Origin of the sequence: Nocardiopsis alborubida, from assembly GCF_012396365.1 — a bacterium.
Classification (GTDB): Bacteria; Actinomycetota; Actinomycetes; order Streptosporangiales; family Streptosporangiaceae; genus Nocardiopsis; species Nocardiopsis alborubida.
This window is the reverse complement of sequence record NZ_JAAXPG010000046.1, coordinates 21,587-39,661: the sequence shown is the minus strand read 5'-3', so window position 1 is coordinate 39,661 and position 18,075 is coordinate 21,587. Positions and strand designations below refer to the sequence as shown.

Sequence of the window (18,075 nt, the reverse complement as noted above, 5' to 3'; positions counted from 1 at the left end):
GGATGACCGCTGCCGGGGGGCGGGGGTCAGTTGCAGGTGGGCATGCACTCGACGGTCGCGGTGCAGATCTTGCCGTCGTTGCCCAGCCAGCTGCTGATCGTCGCGGCGCCGACCTCGCCGGAACCGCCGACCGTGGGGTCGTCGAACTCCTGCTCGTTGATCTCGGTGGTCAGCTCGATGTCGCCCTCGTGGTCCTTCGGCATGATCGCTTCTCCTTTCCTTTCCACCGTGCCCTCCGGCGCGGAGAAAAGATTGTTCGGATTTTTTCCTTCGCTTTCCGGGCGTTTTCCCTGCTGCCCTTCGGCGTTGATGAAAAACTATCCGAGCGACCCTGCCGCCGTCGTCATCCCTGGGTTGATCTTCTTCTGTCGCATAAGTTGACGCTTTTTTGAGAGACCCTCCTTTGGAATTCGGATCGAGGGGGTGATCAGGGCGTTCTCGTAGCAGAACACGACGAGCCGGGCCCGGGAGGGCAGCTGGAGTTTGGTCATCGCGCGGTTGACGTGTGTTTTGACGGTTCCCTCGCTCACGGTCAACCGTGCCGCGATGTCCCGGTTGTCCAGCCCCTGGCCGACCAGGAGCAGTACCTCGCGCTCGCGGTCGGTGAGGACGTCCACCCCCGAGGGCCGGTGTGCTCCCGGCGCGGTGCCGACGGTGTCCGGTCCGAGGAGCCGCCGCAGTACGGCGGGCTCCAGGAAGATGTCCCGGTGGTGGGTCTCCCGCAGGGCGTCGATCACGACCCGCGGTCCGCTGGTGCAGCTCACCACGCCGTGGGCGCCGGCCCTGAGGGCCTCGGCGGCGTCCACGGCGGGGTCGCCGGAGGAGCGGAGCACGACACTGGCGCGGTCCGCCACCATGCGGGTGACGGTGAAGCCGTCCATGTCGCCCATGTCGGTGTGGACGACGGCGACGTCGACGTCCGCGTCGAGGATGCGCGCGACCGTCTCGCCTCCGGTGCCGGGGGCGGCCACGACCTCGATGTCGGCCTCGCCCCGGAGCGCTTCTCTCATTCCGGATCTCGCGAACGGGCAGGGATCGGCGATGACGATTCTCAACAGAGTTCCTTCGGTCCGGTGGAGCTGGAAGGGGCTTGTCGAGACGCTGGCCTTGGACGGATCCCGAGGTGTTTCTGGGCGGCCCGGCGTCTGCGGGGAGGGGTTGCGGACGCCTCTCCTTTTCGCAGAATTCCAAGGGGCTCTCACACGGAACTCACGGTCGCCGAACGCTTTCCGGCCGGTTTTCACCCGGTGGGCCGGTGGTACCTCCGCCAGGAGGACAGGAGTCCGTGCTCGGTGATCGCGAAGAGGTCCGCGAACTCCTGGTCGTCCCCCCCGCCCGCCCTCCGGGTGAGCACGCCGGTCACCACCACGTCCCCGTCCGCGGCGACGACGCGTCGGGGGCGGTGGATGCCACTGGAGCCGTAGCACTTGAGGACCAGGGCCGCGGCCTCCTCGGACCCGAACGCGACGGGGAACCCGGGATGCTCGAAACGGGCGGCGCCGTCCACGAGCGAGGCGTAGCCGTCAGGGTCCCCCCGGTCCAGGTAGAGGTAGGACAACAGGGCGTGTTCCACCCCGATCGACGAGACGCTGGCACTTGTGGGGGGAGGCGGGGGGCCTCCCGGGGACTGGGGCACGGGGCTCTCCTCGCTGCGCGTTCCGGCCTCCCATGCTGCGTAAACGCGGAATCCTTCCGCTATCGCGCCGCTATCGGCGTTACTGGACGTGGTTGGTCGGGAGTGGCCGGGAAAGGAGGGCCCTCTCCGGGAGTCCGTTTCCCGGAGTTCCAGGAGCGGTTACGGATGGCCGGATCCGGCCATTTCCTTGTGCCGCATTTCGGTGACTGTGTGTGCGTTATGCATGGTTGGGGCGGCCCGCGGGGGCGGGAGGGGAGTTTCGGCGGTAACCAGCCGGTGGCCCAAGTCCAGGTGTTCGCATTCTCCCCGGGGGGCGGCTCCTGCCAGGGGCTTCCGGATGTGCTTGCCCGCACGGCCCGGGCTTGTCCGCGTGTTCGGGAAGGGCGTTCCGTGAAAGTTCGATCCCGCTTTCCGTGTAGAATCGCGATGTGGTCCAGAAAACCCACATCCGTCGATGCGATGGGAATTCCCGAGGAGAGACGATCGACATCCCCCCGGAGCGGTCTGGAATCCGATTCCGGCTGCTCGGCCCTCTGGAGATCAACGGCCCCCAGGGGCTGGTACCCGTACCCGCCGGACGCCAGCAGATCGTCCTCAGCGCGCTGCTCCTTGAACTCGAACGCGTCGTCTCCGTCGACCACCTGATCGACGTGCTCTGGGAGTACGATCCGCCGGACACGGCCCGGACCCAGGTACAGATCTGCGTCTCCCGCCTGCGCCGCCTCCTGAAGCCCACCGGGGCGAGTATCAAGACCCGACCGCCGGGGTACCTGCTCGTGGTCGACCCCGGGACCGTCGACGTGCACGTCCAGCGGACCCTGGTCAGGGAGGCCGCCGCCCTGAACGGGCGGGGCCACGGGGATGAGGTGGCGGCCGCGCTGCGCGCCGCGGCCGACCTGTGGCGCGGGCCGACCCTGAGCGGGATCGGCTCCACGCCCCTGGCGGCCAAGGCCACCCGGCTGGACGAGGAGCGACTCTCCGTGATCGAGTCCTATGTGGACGTCGAACTGGATCTGGGACGGCACTCCCAGCTGGTGGGGGAGCTCCGCACCCTGGTCGGGGAGCACCCGCTCCGCGAGCGTCTGCGCGCCCAGCTGATGCTCGCCCTGTACCGCTCGGGGCGTCAGGCGGAGGCCCTGGACACCTACCGGACCGGACGCGGCCTACTGGTGGAGGAGCTCGGCCTGGAGCCCGGCGAGGAGCTGCGCGGCATGGAGAACGCCATCCTCGCGGGGGACCCCGTGCTCCAGGCGCCCGCCGTCCCCGCCGTCCCCGCAGCCCCGGCGGCTTCCCCGGTTCCCTCCGGCGAGGAGGAGACTCCTCGGTACCCCGAACCGGGGGACCGCCCCTACCAGTTGCCCACCGACACCGCCGACTTCGTCGGCCGCGAGGACGTCACCCGCACGATCCAGGAGACCCTGGTCGGCGGCGGCCGGGTCGGTGTCGCGGTGCTCATGGGGCGCCCCGGTGTGGGCAAGAGCGCCACCGCCATGCGCGTCGCCCACGCCCTGGCGGCCGAGCACTATCCCGACGGACAGCTCTACTGCGACCTGCGGGCGACCCGGGGCAACCCGCTGACCTCGTCCGACGTTCTGAGCAGGTTCCTGCGCTCCCTGGGCGCGCCGGCACAGGCCATCCCCGAGGACGTGGACGAGCGGGCGGTCATGTACCGGGGGATGCTCGCCTCCCGGCGCGTGCTCGTCGTACTGGACGACGCCGCGGACGAGGCCCAGCTGCTGCCTCTGATCCCCGCGGGCGCGGGATGCGGGGTCGTCGTCACCTCGCGGGCCTTCCTCACGGGGCTGCCGGGAGCCACGCAGGTGCAACTGGACACCCTGCCCGGCGACGCGTCGATCGAGCTGCTCTCCCGGGTCCTGGGGGAGGCGCGGGTGAGGGCCGAGCCCGAGGCGGCCCGCGCCCTGGTGCGCGCCGTCGGACGCCTGCCCCTGGCCCTGCGGATCATCTCCGCCCGGCTGGCGGCCCGGCCGCGCTGGCGGCTTGCGGCGATGGTGGAGCGCCTCGCCGACGAGCGCAACAGGCTGGACGAGCTCGCCCACGGCGACATGACCGTCCGGGCCAGCCTCTCCCTGACCTACGACGGCATCGAGCCGCGGACCGCCCGCGCCTTCCGGCTGCTCGGGACGATGGAGGGGCCCACCATCCCGGCCTGGACGGCCGGGGCGCTGCTCGACGACGGCCGCGCCTTCCCCTCGGACCTCGTCGAACCGCTCGTGGACGCGCACATGATCGACATCATCGGCGTGGACGCGGCAGGCGAGCCGGTCTACCGCTTCCACGAGCTCGTCCGCGACTTCTCCCGTGAGCGGCTCCTCCGGGAGGAGGACGGCGGTAGAGGGGCCGCCGTCGAGCGGCTGCTGGGCGGCTGGCTGTCGCTCCTGGACACCGCCAACCGGAGGCTGATGGGCGGCGACTACCTGCGTCTGCGCGGGGAGGCGCCCCGCTGGTCACCCCCGCCCAGGTACGTGGAGCGCCTGATGGCCGATCCCTACACCTGGTTGGAGGCGGAGCGGGCCAACATCCGGCACGCCGCCCTCCAGGCCGTGGCCGAGGGGCTGGACGAGCACTCCTGGGACCTGGTGGCGGGCATCTCCCTGTTCCTGACCCGACGCGGCTACCTCGACGACCTCTCCGAACTGTACGGCGCGGTGGAGCCCGTCCTCCGCGAGAGCGGCAACCGCCGCGGACGGGCCGCGCTGATGGAGATGGCCGGAGCCACCCTCACCCAGGGCAAGGACGACGCCCTCCGCGCGGCGATGCTGGAGGAGGCCCTGGCCGAGTTCGACGACCTGGGCGACACGCACGGCCGGGCCCTGGCCCGCAGGGGACTGGCCAGCCTGGCCGACCTGCGGGGCGAGCGGGCCGGGGCCATCCGCCTCTGCGAACAGGCACTGGAGGGGTTCCTGGTGGTCGGGGACCTGGGCGGCCAGTGGCGGTGCCTGATGCTCATGGGGTACCTGCGCTGTCTGGAGGGTGACATCCGGCAGGGCCGGGACGAGCTCGACCGGGCCCTGTCCCTGGCCGAGGAGACGGGGGACTCCCGGGCCTGTGCCCAGGTCCTGCGCAGGACCGGTCTGCTGGAGGCGGCTGGGGGCGAGTACGAGCGGGCGCTGGAGCACCTCCACAGGGCGCGCGGTCTGGTCGAGGAACTCGACGACCCCGTGGGCAGGGCCGTCGTCCTGCGAGACCTCGGCCGGGTGTGCGTCCGCAGCGGCCGGAGGGCCGAGGCGGGCCTCTACCTGGAGCGATCGGCCGTCCTCTTCGGGGAGTTGAGGGACGCGGGGGAGCAGGCCTCGACCGAGCGCGAGCTCGCGGAGCTCGGCTGAGCAGGACCGGTTCAGTCCCACGGGTCGGAACCGTCCAGGCAGACGGGCGTGCCGGGAACGCACACGTCGAGGATGCCGCTGACGCTCACGCCGGCTCCGGGGACCTCACGTACGTGGCCCGTTCCCGTGGAGGAGGCCAGCGCGGACTCGGCTGCGAGGAGGGGGAGGGCGGCGGCGATGACGAGGGTGACGAGCGACTTCGTGGCCTTCATGTCTGCCTCCTGGAGGATGTGTCCCCGGTCTTCGGGGATGACGCCAACCTAGGAAGCGGACCTCTCCGCTCCCTATCCCGCGGCTATTGGCGCCGGTTTCCCGCAGGTGGGCGCGGGGCGGTGGCCGGGAGCGGCCACCGCCCGGGCCGGGAAGGGGAAAGGACGTGAATTCCTGTGCCTCACCGCTCATGTTCCCTGCGTCGGGCCGTCGGTCGGGCCGCTCCTTCGCCGCCGCGGGGGGATAGGGAGCGGATAGGCGGGTGATGCGGGTCTCCCGGATGGTTGCCATCGAGCCGGTCCGACGGCGGACGGCTCGTCCCACAACCTGAGGAGCTCCCCCATGGACAGAACGGTGGAAATCTCGACGCTTGGACGTTGCGCGGTCAACGGAGTGACCGTCCAGAGCAGACGGGCGGTGGAGCTCGTGGCGCTGCTGGTGCTCTCCGCGGGACAGGCGCAGCGGGACTGGCTGATGGTCAACCTCTTCGAGGGGGATCCCGCTCCCTCCAGCCTGCCGACCCTGGCGCTGCGCGCGCGCAAGATCGGCCTGCCCGTGCGCTACGACCGCCTCCGTGGTTTCTACTGGTTGGAGGAGCACGTCTCCTGCGACGTGAACGACGTCCTCGCCCTCCTGCGCGAGGGGCGGACCGAGGAGGCCCTGGACCGGTACACGGGCCCCTTCCTGCCCGCCAGCCACAGCCCTTTCGCGATGGAGGTCCGGGCGACCGTGGAGAACTCCGTCGTCCGGGCCGTGCTGGACCGGGCCGACATCGACCTGATGACCCGGGCCGACCGGGTGGTCAAGCACCCCGAACTGAGCGAGGAGATCGTGCGCAGGGGCGCCGACACGGCCGCGGTCTCGCTGAGCCGCTCCTGGCTCACCGCCCTCGAAGCGGTGGGCTGACCCCACCGCCGAGGGCCTGTTCCCTCCCTCGGGCCGTCGCCGACGGCGGCAGGGCGTACCTGTGTCCATGGACGGGCCGGGCTCCGGATGAGGCGGAGCCCGGCCCGTGGTCCGTCCGGCGCTCCTGTGCCGGTCCCCTCCCGAACGGGGTCGCCGGTCCCCGTCGGTCCCCGTCCCTCAGCCGGACACCGTTCCGGTGAGGTCGCCGCCGACCAGGTCGGCGTAGGCGCCCCGGACGGCGACCAGCTCCTCGTGGGTCCCCTGCTCGACGACACGCCCGTCGGAGACCACCACGATCCGGTCGGCGTCGCGCACCGTGCTCAGCCGGTGGGCGATGACCACCCGGGTGCAGTCCAGTTCGCGCAGGTTGTGGCGGATCCGGTCCTCGGTGACGGTGTCCAGATGGCTGGTCGCCTCGTCCAACAGCAGGACACGGGGCTCGGAGACCAGCGCCCGGGCGAGTCCGACGCGCTGACGCTGTCCGCCGGACAGGCCGCTGCCCCGCTCGCCCAGCGGGGTGAAGTACCCGAGCGGCATCCGCTGGACGTCCTCGTGCAGGCAGGCCAGCCTGGAGGCGCGCACGATGTCCTCCACGGTCGCTCCGGGGGCGTTGATCCGGACGTTGTCCAGCACGTTCCCGCTGAACACGGCGTTGTCCTGCACGACGACCCCGCACTGGGACCGGATCGTCCTCGGGTCCAGCCGGGTCAGGGGGATCCCGTCGAACAGGACCTCGCCGCGCGTGGCCTGGTGGAGCCCGAGCATGAGCCTGCCGAGCGTGCTCTTGCCGGACCCGGAACGGCCCACGACCGCGACCATGCTCCCGGCGGGGATCTCCAGGTCGACGTCGGACAGGGTGGCGGGCGCGTCCTTCTGGTACCGGTACGACACCCCGCGGAGGCTGATCCGCCCCCGTAGCTCGGGCGCGGGTTCGCCCCCGCGCTCAGCGGTCTCCTGGAGCACGTCCCGGAGCCTGCTCACGTGCACGGCCGCGGACTGGAGCGAGTGGTGGACCTGGGACAGCGAGGCCACGGGGGTCAGCGCCATCCCCGCCAGGGTGTTGGCCGCGACGAGTGTCCCGAGCGACATCCCCCCGTCCAGGACGAGCCAGGTGCCCGCCCACAGCAGGGCCAGCGGCGCGCCCAGCCGGAACAGGTCCAGCAGCAGGTCCATGCGGTTGGTCACGGTGTCCTTGCGCAGGGTGGAGGCGAGCTGGTTTCGGTACAGCCACTCCCACCGGCTCAGTGCCGCGCCCTCCGCCCCGGCCGACTTGAGCGTCTCCACGCCCGCGAGCGACTCCACCAGCTGGGTGTGGGCCTCCGCCATGGCGGCCGTCTCCTCACGGCTGGTCTCCCGTACCCGGCGGCTGAACACCGCGACCGCCAGGAACTGGAGCACCGCGGCGCCCAGGACGACGGCGCCGATCCGGGGGGCCAGCAGCCACAGCAGGGTGACGTAGAAGACCGTCATGGCGGTGTCCAGGAGCAGGGACAGCATGTGCGAGCTGAGGACCTCCCGTATCACCATGCTGCTGGACACGCGGGTGAGGATGTCACCGCTGCCGCGGAGTTGGAAGTAGGCGTAGGGCAGGCGGAACAGGTGCCTGAGGAACGAGGTCATCAGGTCGAGGTCGACGCGCAGGCGCAGCCGGACCAGGGCCTCGGACCGCAGGAACCCGACCAGGGCCTGGCCGACGACCAGGGCGAGCACGCCGAGTCCCACCGCGACCATCATGTCGGTGCCGCCTGTGGGCACCACCCGGTCGATCAGGTAGCGGACGACCAGGGCGGGCAGCACGCCCAGAGCGGTCAGGAGGGCGGAGACCGCCACCACCGTGCCCACCAGGCCGGGAGACCGGGGGAAGTGGCGGGCCAGGAACCTCGGGACCTCCCCCGGCGGGGGACGGAGCCGCTCGAAGTCCTCCCCGGGGCGCATCGTGAGCACGATGCCGGTGAAGGAGCGGTCGAACTCCTCCCGGGGTATCCGCCCCCTCCCGGAGGCCGGGTCGACGATGCGGACGTACCGTTCGCCGACGCTCTCGACCACGACGAAGTGGCTCAGCCCCCAGTGCGCGATGAGCGGTACGGTCATCCCGCGCAGGGCTCCGGGTTCGGCCTGGTAGGCCCGGACCCGCATGCCGTGCTCCTCAGCGGCCATCGCCAGGGCCTGGGCCGAGACGCCGTCGCGGCCCGCGTCCAGCTCCTCGCGCAGCCGGCGTACCGGAACGGAGCGCCCGTGGGCGCCCAGGACCATCGCCAGGCACGCGATCCCGCACTCGGTGGGCGTGTTCTGCAGAACGACCGGGACCCGGGGGCCGATGTGCCTCCGGAGGCGTCCGGGCGTCGTCGGTCTCGTTCTCACGGCGCTCTCCCCACGTCCTGTCCGAGGAGCTCCGCCAGGAGGGGGCGGGTACCCGTCTCCAGGAACACCCGGATGCTTCCGGGGTCGTCGGGGAGCGTGCCCCGCAGCTCCACTGTCACGACCGTCACCGTCGCTCCGGTGCCGGGAACGGACTCCCGGCGGACCCCGCTCACCACTCCCGCCGACCGCCGGGAGCCGGCCACGACCGTGGCCGCGAGCCCCTCGGACACCTCCGCGCCGGGAGGGGCGACGGCACTGATCCCCCCGGGCCCCGCGCCTGTCGGGGTGAGGGGGACCCGGACGGGGAGCCGGACGAGCGTTCCGGCCGCGACCGCCGCGACCAGGACGGCCACGACCGCGGCGAACGGCCACCGGGGTACGGACAGAAGCCGTTCGAGCGCGGACGCGCGACCGCCTGTGCGCGGCGGGGGCACGAGGGCGGACCGTCGGTAGAGGCGGGCCGTGTCCTCCGGGACCAGGAGCCCGGTGCGGTCCTTTGCCGCACTCACGGTGTGTCCAGCAACAGGACGGAGGGGACCTGGGCGGGCAGGGCCAGGCGGAGCAGGTTGTAACCGATGCCCGCGCGGCCGTACATCAGGCCGGGGACGGCCTCCGCGGCCAGCGGGCCGGTGCCCCAGCCGCTCCCGAGGCCGTGTTCGGCCAGGGCGGCGGCGGAGCACAGCACGGCGTCGGCGCCCTCGTCGTCGCCGCGGATCCGGGAGGAGACCAGCAGGAACTCCAGGTTCCCCAGGTCGCCGTGGCACAGCCCGTTGTCGCCCAGGGAACGGAATCCGCCCCCCTCGGGAAAGTGGGCGGAGCGAGTGGCGCGCTCGGCGGTCTCCATGTCCTCGCGTAGGACCGGGTACAGGGTCTCGGCGCCCCTGAGGCCGAGCCCGGCGGCCCTGACCAGCCCGATGCCCGGGGCGCCGTGGCACCAGGACACGCCGGGAACGTCTCCGCCGTCGGGCCGCAGGTCGCGCCAGTTGCCCAGGGCGGGGTCGAGGAGCGTGCGCTCGTGGGCCAGGGCTCGTGCGGCCGCGTGGAGGTACTCGGGACGGGGCGCGACGGCGTTGAGCCGCAGCAGGGCGTGGGCCACCCCGGCGTTGCCGTGCGAGGCGCCCGAGAGCGGGACCCGCGAGGCCGCGCCCGGCCAGCCGATCCCGGTCTCCTGGGGGACGGCCCGGTCCAGCAGGGCCGAGGCCGCGTACTCGGCGACCGCCAGCGCGCCCGAACCCGGCCGGACGCGGTGCAGCGCCAGGGCGGCCAGGCAGGCCCCGGCCGCCCCCGAGAGCAGGTCGTGCATGGTGTCGTGCCCGATGTGGTCCCGCAGCACGGGCAGGCAGAGCTCGGCGGCGTCGAGCCAGTCTCCGCGACCGTGGACGCTCCCGGCGTGGGCCAGGTGGTAGAGCAGACCGCCGACGGGACCGAAGCCGCCGGGGTCGCAGCGCCGGCTGAGCTCCCGCTCCAGGGTGCCCGCGGCCGCCCGGCGGTCGTGCTCCCTTCGCAGCTCCCCCGCACGGTCCGCCAGGATCCGCGCGGTGTGCTCGGCGAATCCGCGAATCCGCCCGTCTCCGGTGGCCTGGGCGGCGCGGGACAGGAAGAGCCCGATCCCGGCCAGTCCCGAGTACAGGTCGTTGCCGGCCCCGCCCAGGCGCCAGAACCGCTCCTCGACGAACTCCAGGCCGATCCACCCCATGTCGTCGCCGTCCCGCACCGCCTCGTCGCAGAGCTCGTGCGCGATGCGCAGGGCCCCTTCGACGGCGGTGTCGCCGGACAGGGGTTCCCCGGCCGGGGGAAGAGTGCCTCCGGGAGCGGTCGCGCGCGCGGGCTGGAGCGAGTCGAAGGCGCGCCGGACCAGGCGGGCCTGTGTTTCCAGGTCCTCCTGGCCCAGGCGCAGGACCCTGCGGCGGACGGCCTCCTCCGGCGGTTCGGCCAGGAAGCCGGGCACGACGGTGCCCTGGCCGCTGACGACGTCGGTCGACCCGGAACGGCAGGTGAAGTGGGGGATGTCGCCGACGCGCAGCTCGGCCAGCTCCGCCGCGGCCAGCGGTTCCCAGTGCCGGGTCCCGTCGGCGCCGCACGCCACGCTCGCGAGGATCCGGTCGTGGTCGCGGCCGTCGCGGAGGAAATCGGGGTGGGAGCTGTCGGAGAGCACGGCGGCGTAGAAGGCGGTGGGCCGGGCGATGTGGCGCAGTTCGGCACCGCGGAAACCGTCGAGCAGGCCGCCCTCGGCCAGCCAGGCCTCCCGGTCCCCGGCCACGTACCAGTAGGCGTCGGTGAAGCCCCTGGTGAAAGCGCCGACGTGCTCGCGGGGATCGAAGGGAGCGCCGTCGCAGTGCGGCCGGTGGGAGGCCTCACCGCGTACCGTCACGTACTCGGAGCCGAAGACCATCTCGTCGGTTCCGGCGCGCCGGGCGACCGACAGCGGGATCAGGGACTCGTGTTCACCGTCGGCGCCGACCCCGCTCGCGTCGAAGGCCCGGACGGCGCCGCCGTCGTGGACCATCATCTTCGAGGGCAGCAGGCCGACGCGCATGACGCTCTCGCCGATGACCCGCTCGGCCGGGTCCACGCGCGCGCCGTCCGGCTCCCGGGGCGCGGCGCCGTGGAACAGGGCCTCCATGTCGATCATGACCGGGTGGGCACCCGAGGCGATGAGGTTCTCGTGGTGCAGGTCCGTGCCGCACAGGGCGTAGTTCAGGGCCAGGAGGGCGCCCAAGCGCCAGTAGAAGGCGTCGCCCTCGTCGGACCGGCACGGGAGGTGTTCGACGAAGGTCGTCCACCCGTGGCTGGCACGCGGCAGGTGGCAGGGGGCGCGCAGGCCGTGCTCGGGCGCCTGGGAGTTGAACCAGTCGATCACCGCGCCCCACGCGGTGTCGGAGCCGAGCGCGTGTGGCTTGTACACCATGCGGGTACCGGAGAACCCGGCGACGGCGACCGAGCGGCCACCGCGGTGGGTGTCGCCCGCGCCGAAGCCGACGGAGTCGAGCGCGCCCAGGCGCACCCCGTGCAGGGAGTCGAGGTCGCGCAGGTCCGAGGCCAGACGTCCGGCGAACTCCAGGCGTGAGTCCAGCCAGCCGGAGAGCAGCTGGTCGACCTGGCGGAGTAGGACGGTGTACTCGGACCAGAACTCCCTCTGGAGGTGGTCTCCGTCCAGCCGGCGGAGGTGGTCGCGGTACCTCTCCTCCGGGGTGTCGCCGACGAGTTGCCCCCTGATTCGCGCGACGTTCATCTCCAGGACCAGGGTCCGCCCCGTCAGGGCGTGCAGTGCGGACAGCGGGAACGTGCCGAGGAGGAGCCGGGGCAGCTCCCGGAGCCGGGGGGCGTCGCCCGCGGCACGGGCGGCACCAGAGCACAGGGCGCGCTGGTAGCCGCGGACCAGGTCGGCGGCGACGCGCGTGAGGCCGAGGTCGTCGGGCCGCAGGAGATGCTCCTCGGGGCGTGCCGACGGGGCCCGTCCCAGCGCGAGGTGGTGGTCGGCCCGGCGCACCCAGTGCGGGACGGACAGGGCCGCGGGAGCGTCCGGGCCCTCGACCAGGTCGCGGAGACCACCCGAACCGAACCCGAGGGCGTCGGCCGCGGGACCGATGCCGTCCGCTCCGAAGACGCGGGTCCAGCGCCCGTGGGCGCGAGGATGGGGCGAGGGGTTGCCCGCGGCCCGGCGCTCGGAGGCGTCGACGTGCAGGGCGCGCTGCCAGGGGAGGTCGTCCGCGACCGTCCAGGTCGCGGTCGCGGTCAGTGTGCGTTCCGAAGCTGGGGAGGGGGCCACGGTGTCCTGTCTTCTCTCGGGGCGCGGGTCCTGTCTGGGGGCGGGGGGAGAACACCGCGGTCCGCCGAAAGGAGGGCCTTCCCGGTGTTCCCGCCCCGGGATCCTGCGTTCGTCGCTCCCCGTCAGTCTCTGCCGAGAGTGCCGCAGAGGGAGGGAACCAGGGTCAGGGGGCAGAGGGCGACGGTGTTGACGGGACGAGTCGTGACGACGGTGCCACCGTGGATCTCGTTGAGCCGGCGGTTGTCCAGCGGGCTGGTGCCCGCCGGGTTCTCCGGCATGTCGGCGGCCTCGTCCTCGGTGAGTCTGTCGCGGTAGTCGGGGTCCTTCCAGGCTCTCTCGGTGCTCATCCGCTTCCTTTCCCTCGGTTTCCTCGGTGCGTCTTCCGGAGTCGACGGGTGGGTCCGCCCCCGACGCGGGCGGAGGGAGGCCGGTTCAGGCCGGACCGGCGCAGGTCATGATCACGGAGCGGGTCGGCTGACCGCAGGTGACGTAGGGCAGGATGGACATCTCGAACGGGTCACGGCCGCCGCGGACCGAGTTGAGGCTCTGGGAGCTGAGGGGGGTGGCACCGGCGGGGTTCTCGGGGAGGTCGTCGAGTTCGATCTCGGTGAGTCCGTCGCGGTAGTCGGGGTCCTTCCAGGCCTTCTCGATGCTCATAGGGTTTCCCTTCGGCGAAGTGCTGCGACGTGTGTGGCAAGGGCGGTGGTGCCTTGTCGATGGCGCCCATCCTCCGGACCCGCCTTCGCGCGGATGTCACGTCCGCCGGGGAATCCCGCGCGCTCTGCCCCGTCCCGGCGTCCCCTCCGTGTCCGGAACGGGTCTTCACCAGCCAGAGGGCTGGTGAGCGGTGCGGCGGGGGCGCGGAGAGAATCCCCGAGAAAAAATCCGGGGAGGTGTCGATCCGGTGCGGTGCCGTTCGACGTGTGGATGAGAGCGGGGGAGCGGACCCCCACACCGCACGAGAGGCGAACACCATGCGCTACATGATGACGATCATGTCCACGCCCGAGACCGAGGCCGTCGACTACGAGCCCGGCCCGGAGGTCTTCGAGGCGATGGCCGCCTACAACGAGCAGATGGTCAAGGCCGGTGTCCTGCTCGCCGGGGACGGCCTGGCCCCCGCCTCCGAGGCGACCCGGGTCACCTTCAGCGGCGGCAACGCGACCGTCACCGACGGGCCCTTCGCGGAGGCCAAGGAGTTCGTCGCCGGGTACTGGGTCCTCCAGGTGTCCTCGCACGAGGAGGCCGTGGAGTGGGCCAAGCGCTGCCCGCACCCGCCGGAGGGCGACGACACCGAGATGAACCTGGTGCTGCGGCGCGTCTTCGACACCGACGACTTCGGCGACGAGATGCCCGAGCACCTCAAGGAGCGCGAGCGCGAGCTGCGCGCCCAGGGGTACTCGCACGGCGGCTGACCCGTACGTGCTTGCGCCGGTGTGGCTCGTGGTGCTGAGATTGCCCCGTGAGCCACACCGACGCCACGCGCGCGGTCGAGGCGGTCTGGCGTATCGAGTCGGCCCGCCTCGTCGCAGTGCTCACCCGCATGGTCGGCGACGTCGGCCTCGCCGAGGAGTTCGCCCAGGACGCGCTGGTCAGCGCACTGGAGAAGTGGCCCGGTGACGGGGTCCCCGACAACCCCGGCGCCTGGCTGACCACCGTCGCCAAGCGCCGCGTGCTCGACCGCTGGCGCCGCGACGAGCGCTTCCAGCGGCGCATGGCCGACCTCGGCCGCGAGTTCGCCGGGTACGACGGGCAGGCCGAGTTCGACGCCGTCCTGGAGGAGGACTTCGGCGACGACCTCCTGCGGCTGATGTTCGTGTGCTGCCATCCGGTGCTGTCCACCGAGGCCCGCGTCGCGCTCACCCTGCGCCTGCTCGGCGGACTCACCACCGAGGAGGTCGCCCGGGCCTTCCTGGTGCCCGAGTCCACCGTCGCCCAGCGCATCGTGCGCGCCAAGCGCACCCTCGCCAGGAGGAGGGTGCCCTTCGAGGTGCCCGTCGGCGAGGACCGCGACGCCCGCGTGGCCTCCGTCCTGGAGGTCGTCTACCTGGTGTTCAACGAGGGCTACACCGCCACCTCGGGCACGGAGTGGACGCGCCCCACGCTGTGCGAGGAGGCCATGCGCCTGGGCCGCGTGCTCGCCCAGCTGCTGCCCGAGGAACGCGAGGTGCACGGGCTGGTGGCGCTGATGGAGCTGCACGCCTCGCGGTTGCGCGCCCGCGTCGGCCCCGACGGGGAGCCCGTCCCCCTGGCCGAGCAGAACCGCGCGCTCTGGGACCGCCTGCTCATCACGCGCGGGCTGGAGGCCCTGCTCAGGGCGCTGCCACCGGACCGGAGCCAGCCCGGCGGGCCCTACGTGCTCCAGGCGGCCATCGCGGCCGAGCACGCCAGGGCGTTCACCGCCGCCGACACCGACTGGACGGTCATCGCCGCTCTGTACCTGGCCCTGGTCGAGGCCACCGGATCGCCGGTGGTGGAGCTGAACCGGGCGGTGGCGGTGTCGATGGCCTCGGGGCCGGACGCCGCGCTGGGGATCGTGGACGCGCTGCGGGACCAGCCGGGGATGGGCGACTACCACCTGCTGCCCGCCGTGCGCGGCGACCTGCTCGTGCGGCTGGACCGCCGGGCCGAGGCCCGCGCCGAGTTCGAGCGCGCGGCGTCCCTGACCCGCAACGAGCGCGAGCGCTCCCTGCTCCTGGAGCGCGCCCGCGGCTGCGGGGGCTGACCTGGCCCGAGCGGCCGGTTCCGCGGCGTCGGTTCCGGGCGGTACCGGGTCCGCGGGGCGGGCGGTCGTGGAGAACGCGCCCGCGGCGGCTGCAGAGGAAGGCGGCGAACCGTCCCCCGCCACTGGTGGCCCTGGTGCGCCGCCCCTCCCGCGCGGGTGGCCGGAAGCGGCCATTCCCGCGAAGGCCGATGTCCTTTCCGGCCGTGCGCGAAAGACTGTGACGGCGTATTCCCCCCCCGGTGGCGCATAACGAAAGTCAGGGGACGAACTGACGAAGGATGTGCCGGCGGTTGCGCGGGTCCGTGCTCCTCCCGCTCCCGTTCCCTCCGCTCGGTGCGCTCCCGCGGTGGATGGCGCATATCCGCTGGACTGAGTGGTGTGCAACCCACGAAAGTCATGCTCTCCGGTTCCCCGCCGGGCCCGTGATCCATCGTCTGTGGGACGAAAGGGGCCTTGTTAGGCTCCTCGCGGATCCCCGGCGGGGAACGCGGAAAGGGAAAACGACCGTGTCTCCCGCTGAAGGTGTTTTCCAGTATTCCTCCGACGAGAGCGAAATGCATGCCAGCGATCGAGATAAGGAACGTGTCCAAGGCGTTCCGCGGCCAGCAGGCCGTTGACCACGTCTCCTTCACGGTGGAGTCCCGCACGATCACCGGCTTCCTGGGACCCAACGGCGCGGGCAAGACCACCACCCTGCGGTGTCTGCTCGGCCTGGTCCGCCCCGACAGCGGTGAGGGGCTGGTCGACGGCCGCGCCTACACGAGCCTGCCCAACCCGCTGACCGAGGTCGGCGCGGTGCTGGAGGCCACCAACCTGCACCCGGGGCGCACCGGCCGCAACCACCTGCGCGTCATGTGCGACGCCGCGGGCCTGCCCCTCTCCCGTGCCGACGAGGTGCTGGACGAGGTGGGGATCGCCGGTGCCGGGAACAAGCGGGTCGGCGGCTACTCGATGGGCATGCGCCAGCGCCTGTCGCTGGCCGGGGCGCTCCTGGGCGACCCCCGGGTGCTGATCCTGGACGAGCCCGCCAACGGGCTGGACCCGGAGGGCATCGAGTGGCTCCGCCGGTTCCTGCGCCACCAGGCCCACGACAAGGGCGTCGCCGTCCTCGTGTCCAGCCACGTCCTGGCCGAGGTCGAACAGACCGTCGACAACGTCGTCATCATCGCCAGGGGCCGTCTGGTCCACCAGGGGACCCTCGGTGAACTCACCGGCAACGGGGAGAGCCTGCACGACGCCTTCCTCCGCCTCACCGCCTCGGGGACGGCCGCCCGTCCGTTTGGAGACCACCAGTGATCGCTCTCGTCAGGTCCGAGCTCCGCAAGGTCCTCACCACCCGGTCGTGGTGGATCCTGCTCCTCGCCGCACTGGCCTGGGTGGCTCTCTCCCTGGGCCTCGCGGTCTTCGCCTCGGGGCTGGAGGGCGGCCTCAGCCGCGACAGCACCGCGTACGCCGGTTCCGTCTGGACCATGGGTGCCTCGGGGACCCTCTTCGCCATGCTCATCGGCATCATGATGGTGACGTCGGAGTACCAGCACCGCACGATCAACGTCACCTTCCTGACCAGTCCGCGGCGTCCGCCCGTGATCGTGGCCAAGGTCGTGGCCGCGGCTCTGGTCAGCCTGCCGTTCGGCGCGGTCGTCGTCGGACTGTCCTCCCTGGCCGCCGGGGCCTCCATCCTGACCGGGGGAGGCGGGTTGGACCTGGTCGACAACCAGGTGCCGCGCATCCTCGTCGGCTCCGTGGGCGCCTACGTCGCCTACGCCGTGATCGGCGTGGGCGTCGGCGCGCTCATCCGCAACCAGGTCGCCGCTCTGGTGTTCGGCATCCTGTGGGTGTTCATGCTGGAACCGCTCCTGACCGTCGTCCCCCAACTCCAGGACGCCGGCAGGTGGCTGCCCGGCGGCGCGTCCACCGCGCTCTACGACACCGGGCTCGTCTACGGCTTCGAGGAGCTGCTCCCCGTGTGGGTCGCGGTCCTGGTCCTGGTCGGCTACGCCGCCGTGGCGGTCGCCCTGGCCTCGGTCACCACGCTCCGCCGCGACGTGTCCTGAACCCCCGGTTCTGCCCTGGGCAGGCGGCCCTGGCGGGTCGGGGCCGGAACCGGCAGACTCCCGGCCATGAGACTTCTGGTTCTGGGCGGTACCGAGTTCGTGGGGCGGGCGGTCGTGGAGGACGCGCTCGCCAGGGGCTGGGACGTCACCGTCTTCCACCGCGGCAGGCACGCCGCGCCCTCCGGCACCACCGCCCTGCACGGGGACCGGACCGAGGCGGGCGGACTCGGCGCCCTGGCCGAGGGGCACTGGGACGCCGTCGTCGACACCTGGTCGGGAGCCCCCTCCGCGGTGGCCGACGCCGCGAAGCTCCTCGCCGACCGGGCCGGGCACTACGCCTACGTCTCCAGCCGCTCCGTCTACACCTCTCCCGCGGCCCCCGGGCTGGACGAGGACGGGCCGGTCGTGGACGCCTCCCCCGAGGACGGCGGCACCGACTACGCGCGGGACAAGCGCGGCGGCGAGCTGGCGGCGGAGGCGGCCTTCGGCGCGCGGGCACTGTCCGTACGGGCGGGACTGATCCTCGGTCCGTACGAGAACATCGGCCGCCTGCCCTGGTGGCTGGAGCGGATCTCCAGGGGCGGCCCCGTCCTGGCCCCCGGCCCGCCCGACCTGCCGTTGCAGTACGTGGACGTGCGCGACCTGGCCGCCTGGACCCTCGACGCCGCCGAGGCCGGGCTCGGCGGTCCCCACAACCTGGTGAGCCCGCCGGGGCACACCACCACCGCGCGGCTCCTGGAGGCGTGCGCGGCGGTCACGGGCTCGGACGCCGAACTGCGCTGGACCGACCCCCGGGTCATCCTCGACGCGGGCGTCCAGCCGTGGACCGAACTGCCCGTGTGGGTGCCGCCCGGCGAGCTGTACGACGCCCTGCACCAGGGGGACGTGTCCAGGGCGCTCGCGACGGGGCTGCGCTGCCGCCCGGTCACCGAGACCGTCGCCGACACCTGGGCGTGGCTGCGGACCCTGGAGGGCGGTGCGCCCCAGCGCCCGGACCGCCCCCGCGTCGGCCTGGACCCGCGGGTGGAGGCCCGCCTGCTCGCCGGGGCCTGATCCGGTCGCGGACACGG

The 18,075-nt window shown here is 72.6% G+C and carries 16 protein-coding genes; 7 read left to right on the top strand and 9 right to left on the bottom strand.

All coding sequences use genetic code 11. The features are described 5' to 3' along the window. Positions 1–26 precede the first annotated feature (26 nt). The 3 genes from HGB44_RS30135 to HGB44_RS30125 all read right to left on the bottom strand — a co-directional run bounded on the left by HGB44_RS30135 (position 27) and on the right by HGB44_RS30125 (position 1,636). Positions 27–203 carry a plantaricin C family lantibiotic gene (locus HGB44_RS30135; protein WP_082768270.1) on the bottom strand — a complete coding sequence of 59 codons (177 nt, stop codon included), beginning with the start codon at positions 201–203 and terminating at the stop codon, positions 27–29. Between the two features lie 114 nt (positions 204–317). Next, positions 318–1,055, bottom strand: coding sequence for a response regulator transcription factor (locus HGB44_RS30130; RefSeq protein ID WP_168444209.1), 738 nt, complete (start codon positions 1,053–1,055; stop codon positions 318–320). A gap of 185 nt (positions 1,056–1,240) precedes the next feature. Beyond that, on the bottom strand, positions 1,241–1,636 hold the full coding sequence (locus HGB44_RS30125) for a nuclear transport factor 2 family protein (RefSeq protein ID WP_168444208.1): 396 nt from the start codon (positions 1,634–1,636) through the stop codon (positions 1,241–1,243). A gap of 428 nt (positions 1,637–2,064) precedes the next feature. Here HGB44_RS30125 and HGB44_RS30120 point away from each other — a divergent pair, with 428 nt between their 5' ends. Continuing rightward, the gene (locus HGB44_RS30120) at positions 2,065–4,980 is read left to right on the top strand and encodes an AfsR/SARP family transcriptional regulator (protein ID WP_231972362.1); all 2,916 of its coding nucleotides are present in this window, start codon (positions 2,065–2,067) and stop codon (positions 4,978–4,980) included. A gap of 11 nt (positions 4,981–4,991) precedes the next feature. Here the strand turns inward: HGB44_RS30120 and HGB44_RS30115 are convergent, their stop codons facing one another. Then, positions 4,992–5,192, bottom strand: a complete 201-nt coding sequence (locus tag HGB44_RS30115; RefSeq protein ID WP_061079710.1) for a hypothetical protein — start codon at positions 5,190–5,192, stop codon at positions 4,992–4,994. Positions 5,193–5,532: 340 nt separating this feature from the next. Here HGB44_RS30115 and HGB44_RS30110 point away from each other — a divergent pair, with 340 nt between their 5' ends. Further along, on the top strand, positions 5,533–6,096 hold the full coding sequence (locus HGB44_RS30110; RefSeq protein WP_061079711.1) for a hypothetical protein: 564 nt from the start codon (positions 5,533–5,535) through the stop codon (positions 6,094–6,096). 177 nt (positions 6,097–6,273) lie between these two features. Here the strand turns inward: HGB44_RS30110 and HGB44_RS30105 are convergent, their stop codons facing one another. The 5 genes from HGB44_RS30105 to HGB44_RS30085 form a co-directional block, all read right to left on the bottom strand. Continuing rightward, the gene (locus tag HGB44_RS30105) at positions 6,274–8,457 is read right to left on the bottom strand and encodes a peptidase domain-containing ABC transporter (RefSeq protein ID WP_082768271.1); all 2,184 of its coding nucleotides are present in this window, start codon (positions 8,455–8,457) and stop codon (positions 6,274–6,276) included. Further along, the gene (locus HGB44_RS30100; protein ID WP_061079713.1) at positions 8,454–8,966 is read right to left on the bottom strand and encodes a hypothetical protein; all 513 of its coding nucleotides are present in this window, start codon (positions 8,964–8,966) and stop codon (positions 8,454–8,456) included. Before HGB44_RS30100 ends, HGB44_RS30105 begins: the two co-directional genes overlap by 4 nt. Further along, entirely contained in the window at positions 8,963–12,226 is a 3,264-nt protein-coding gene (locus HGB44_RS30095) for a type 2 lanthipeptide synthetase LanM family protein (protein ID WP_061079714.1), read from the bottom strand. The genes HGB44_RS30100 and HGB44_RS30095 overlap by 4 nt, the downstream gene beginning before the upstream one ends. 122 nt (positions 12,227–12,348) lie before the next feature. Beyond that, a complete protein-coding gene (locus HGB44_RS30090; RefSeq protein WP_061079715.1) occupies positions 12,349–12,573 on the bottom strand; it encodes a mersacidin/lichenicidin family type 2 lantibiotic in 225 nt (74 codons plus the stop codon). Between the two features lie 85 nt (positions 12,574–12,658). Beyond that, a complete protein-coding gene (locus HGB44_RS30085; protein ID WP_082768272.1) occupies positions 12,659–12,883 on the bottom strand; it encodes a mersacidin/lichenicidin family type 2 lantibiotic in 225 nt (74 codons plus the stop codon). 317 nt (positions 12,884–13,200) lie between these two features. On the opposite strand from HGB44_RS30085, the gene HGB44_RS30080 reads away from it, so the two are divergent. From HGB44_RS30080 to HGB44_RS30060, 5 genes are all read left to right on the top strand, one after another. Further along, positions 13,201–13,641 carry a YciI family protein gene (locus tag HGB44_RS30080; RefSeq protein ID WP_061079716.1) on the top strand — a complete coding sequence of 147 codons (441 nt, stop codon included), beginning with the start codon at positions 13,201–13,203 and terminating at the stop codon, positions 13,639–13,641. A gap of 47 nt (positions 13,642–13,688) precedes the next feature. After that, positions 13,689–14,951, top strand: coding sequence for an RNA polymerase sigma factor (locus HGB44_RS30075; protein ID WP_061079717.1), 1,263 nt, complete (start codon positions 13,689–13,691; stop codon positions 14,949–14,951). A gap of 558 nt (positions 14,952–15,509) precedes the next feature. Then, complete coding sequence (locus tag HGB44_RS30070) at positions 15,510–16,247, top strand: ABC transporter ATP-binding protein (protein WP_210752366.1); 738 nt, start codon at positions 15,510–15,512, stop codon at positions 16,245–16,247. Further along, the gene (locus HGB44_RS30065) at positions 16,244–17,005 is read left to right on the top strand and encodes an ABC transporter permease subunit (RefSeq protein WP_061079719.1); all 762 of its coding nucleotides are present in this window, start codon (positions 16,244–16,246) and stop codon (positions 17,003–17,005) included. The genes HGB44_RS30070 and HGB44_RS30065 overlap by 4 nt, the downstream gene beginning before the upstream one ends. A gap of 66 nt (positions 17,006–17,071) precedes the next feature. Then, the gene (locus tag HGB44_RS30060; RefSeq protein WP_061079720.1) at positions 17,072–18,058 is read left to right on the top strand and encodes an NAD-dependent epimerase/dehydratase family protein; all 987 of its coding nucleotides are present in this window, start codon (positions 17,072–17,074) and stop codon (positions 18,056–18,058) included. The last annotated feature ends 17 nt before the right edge of the window (positions 18,059–18,075 follow it).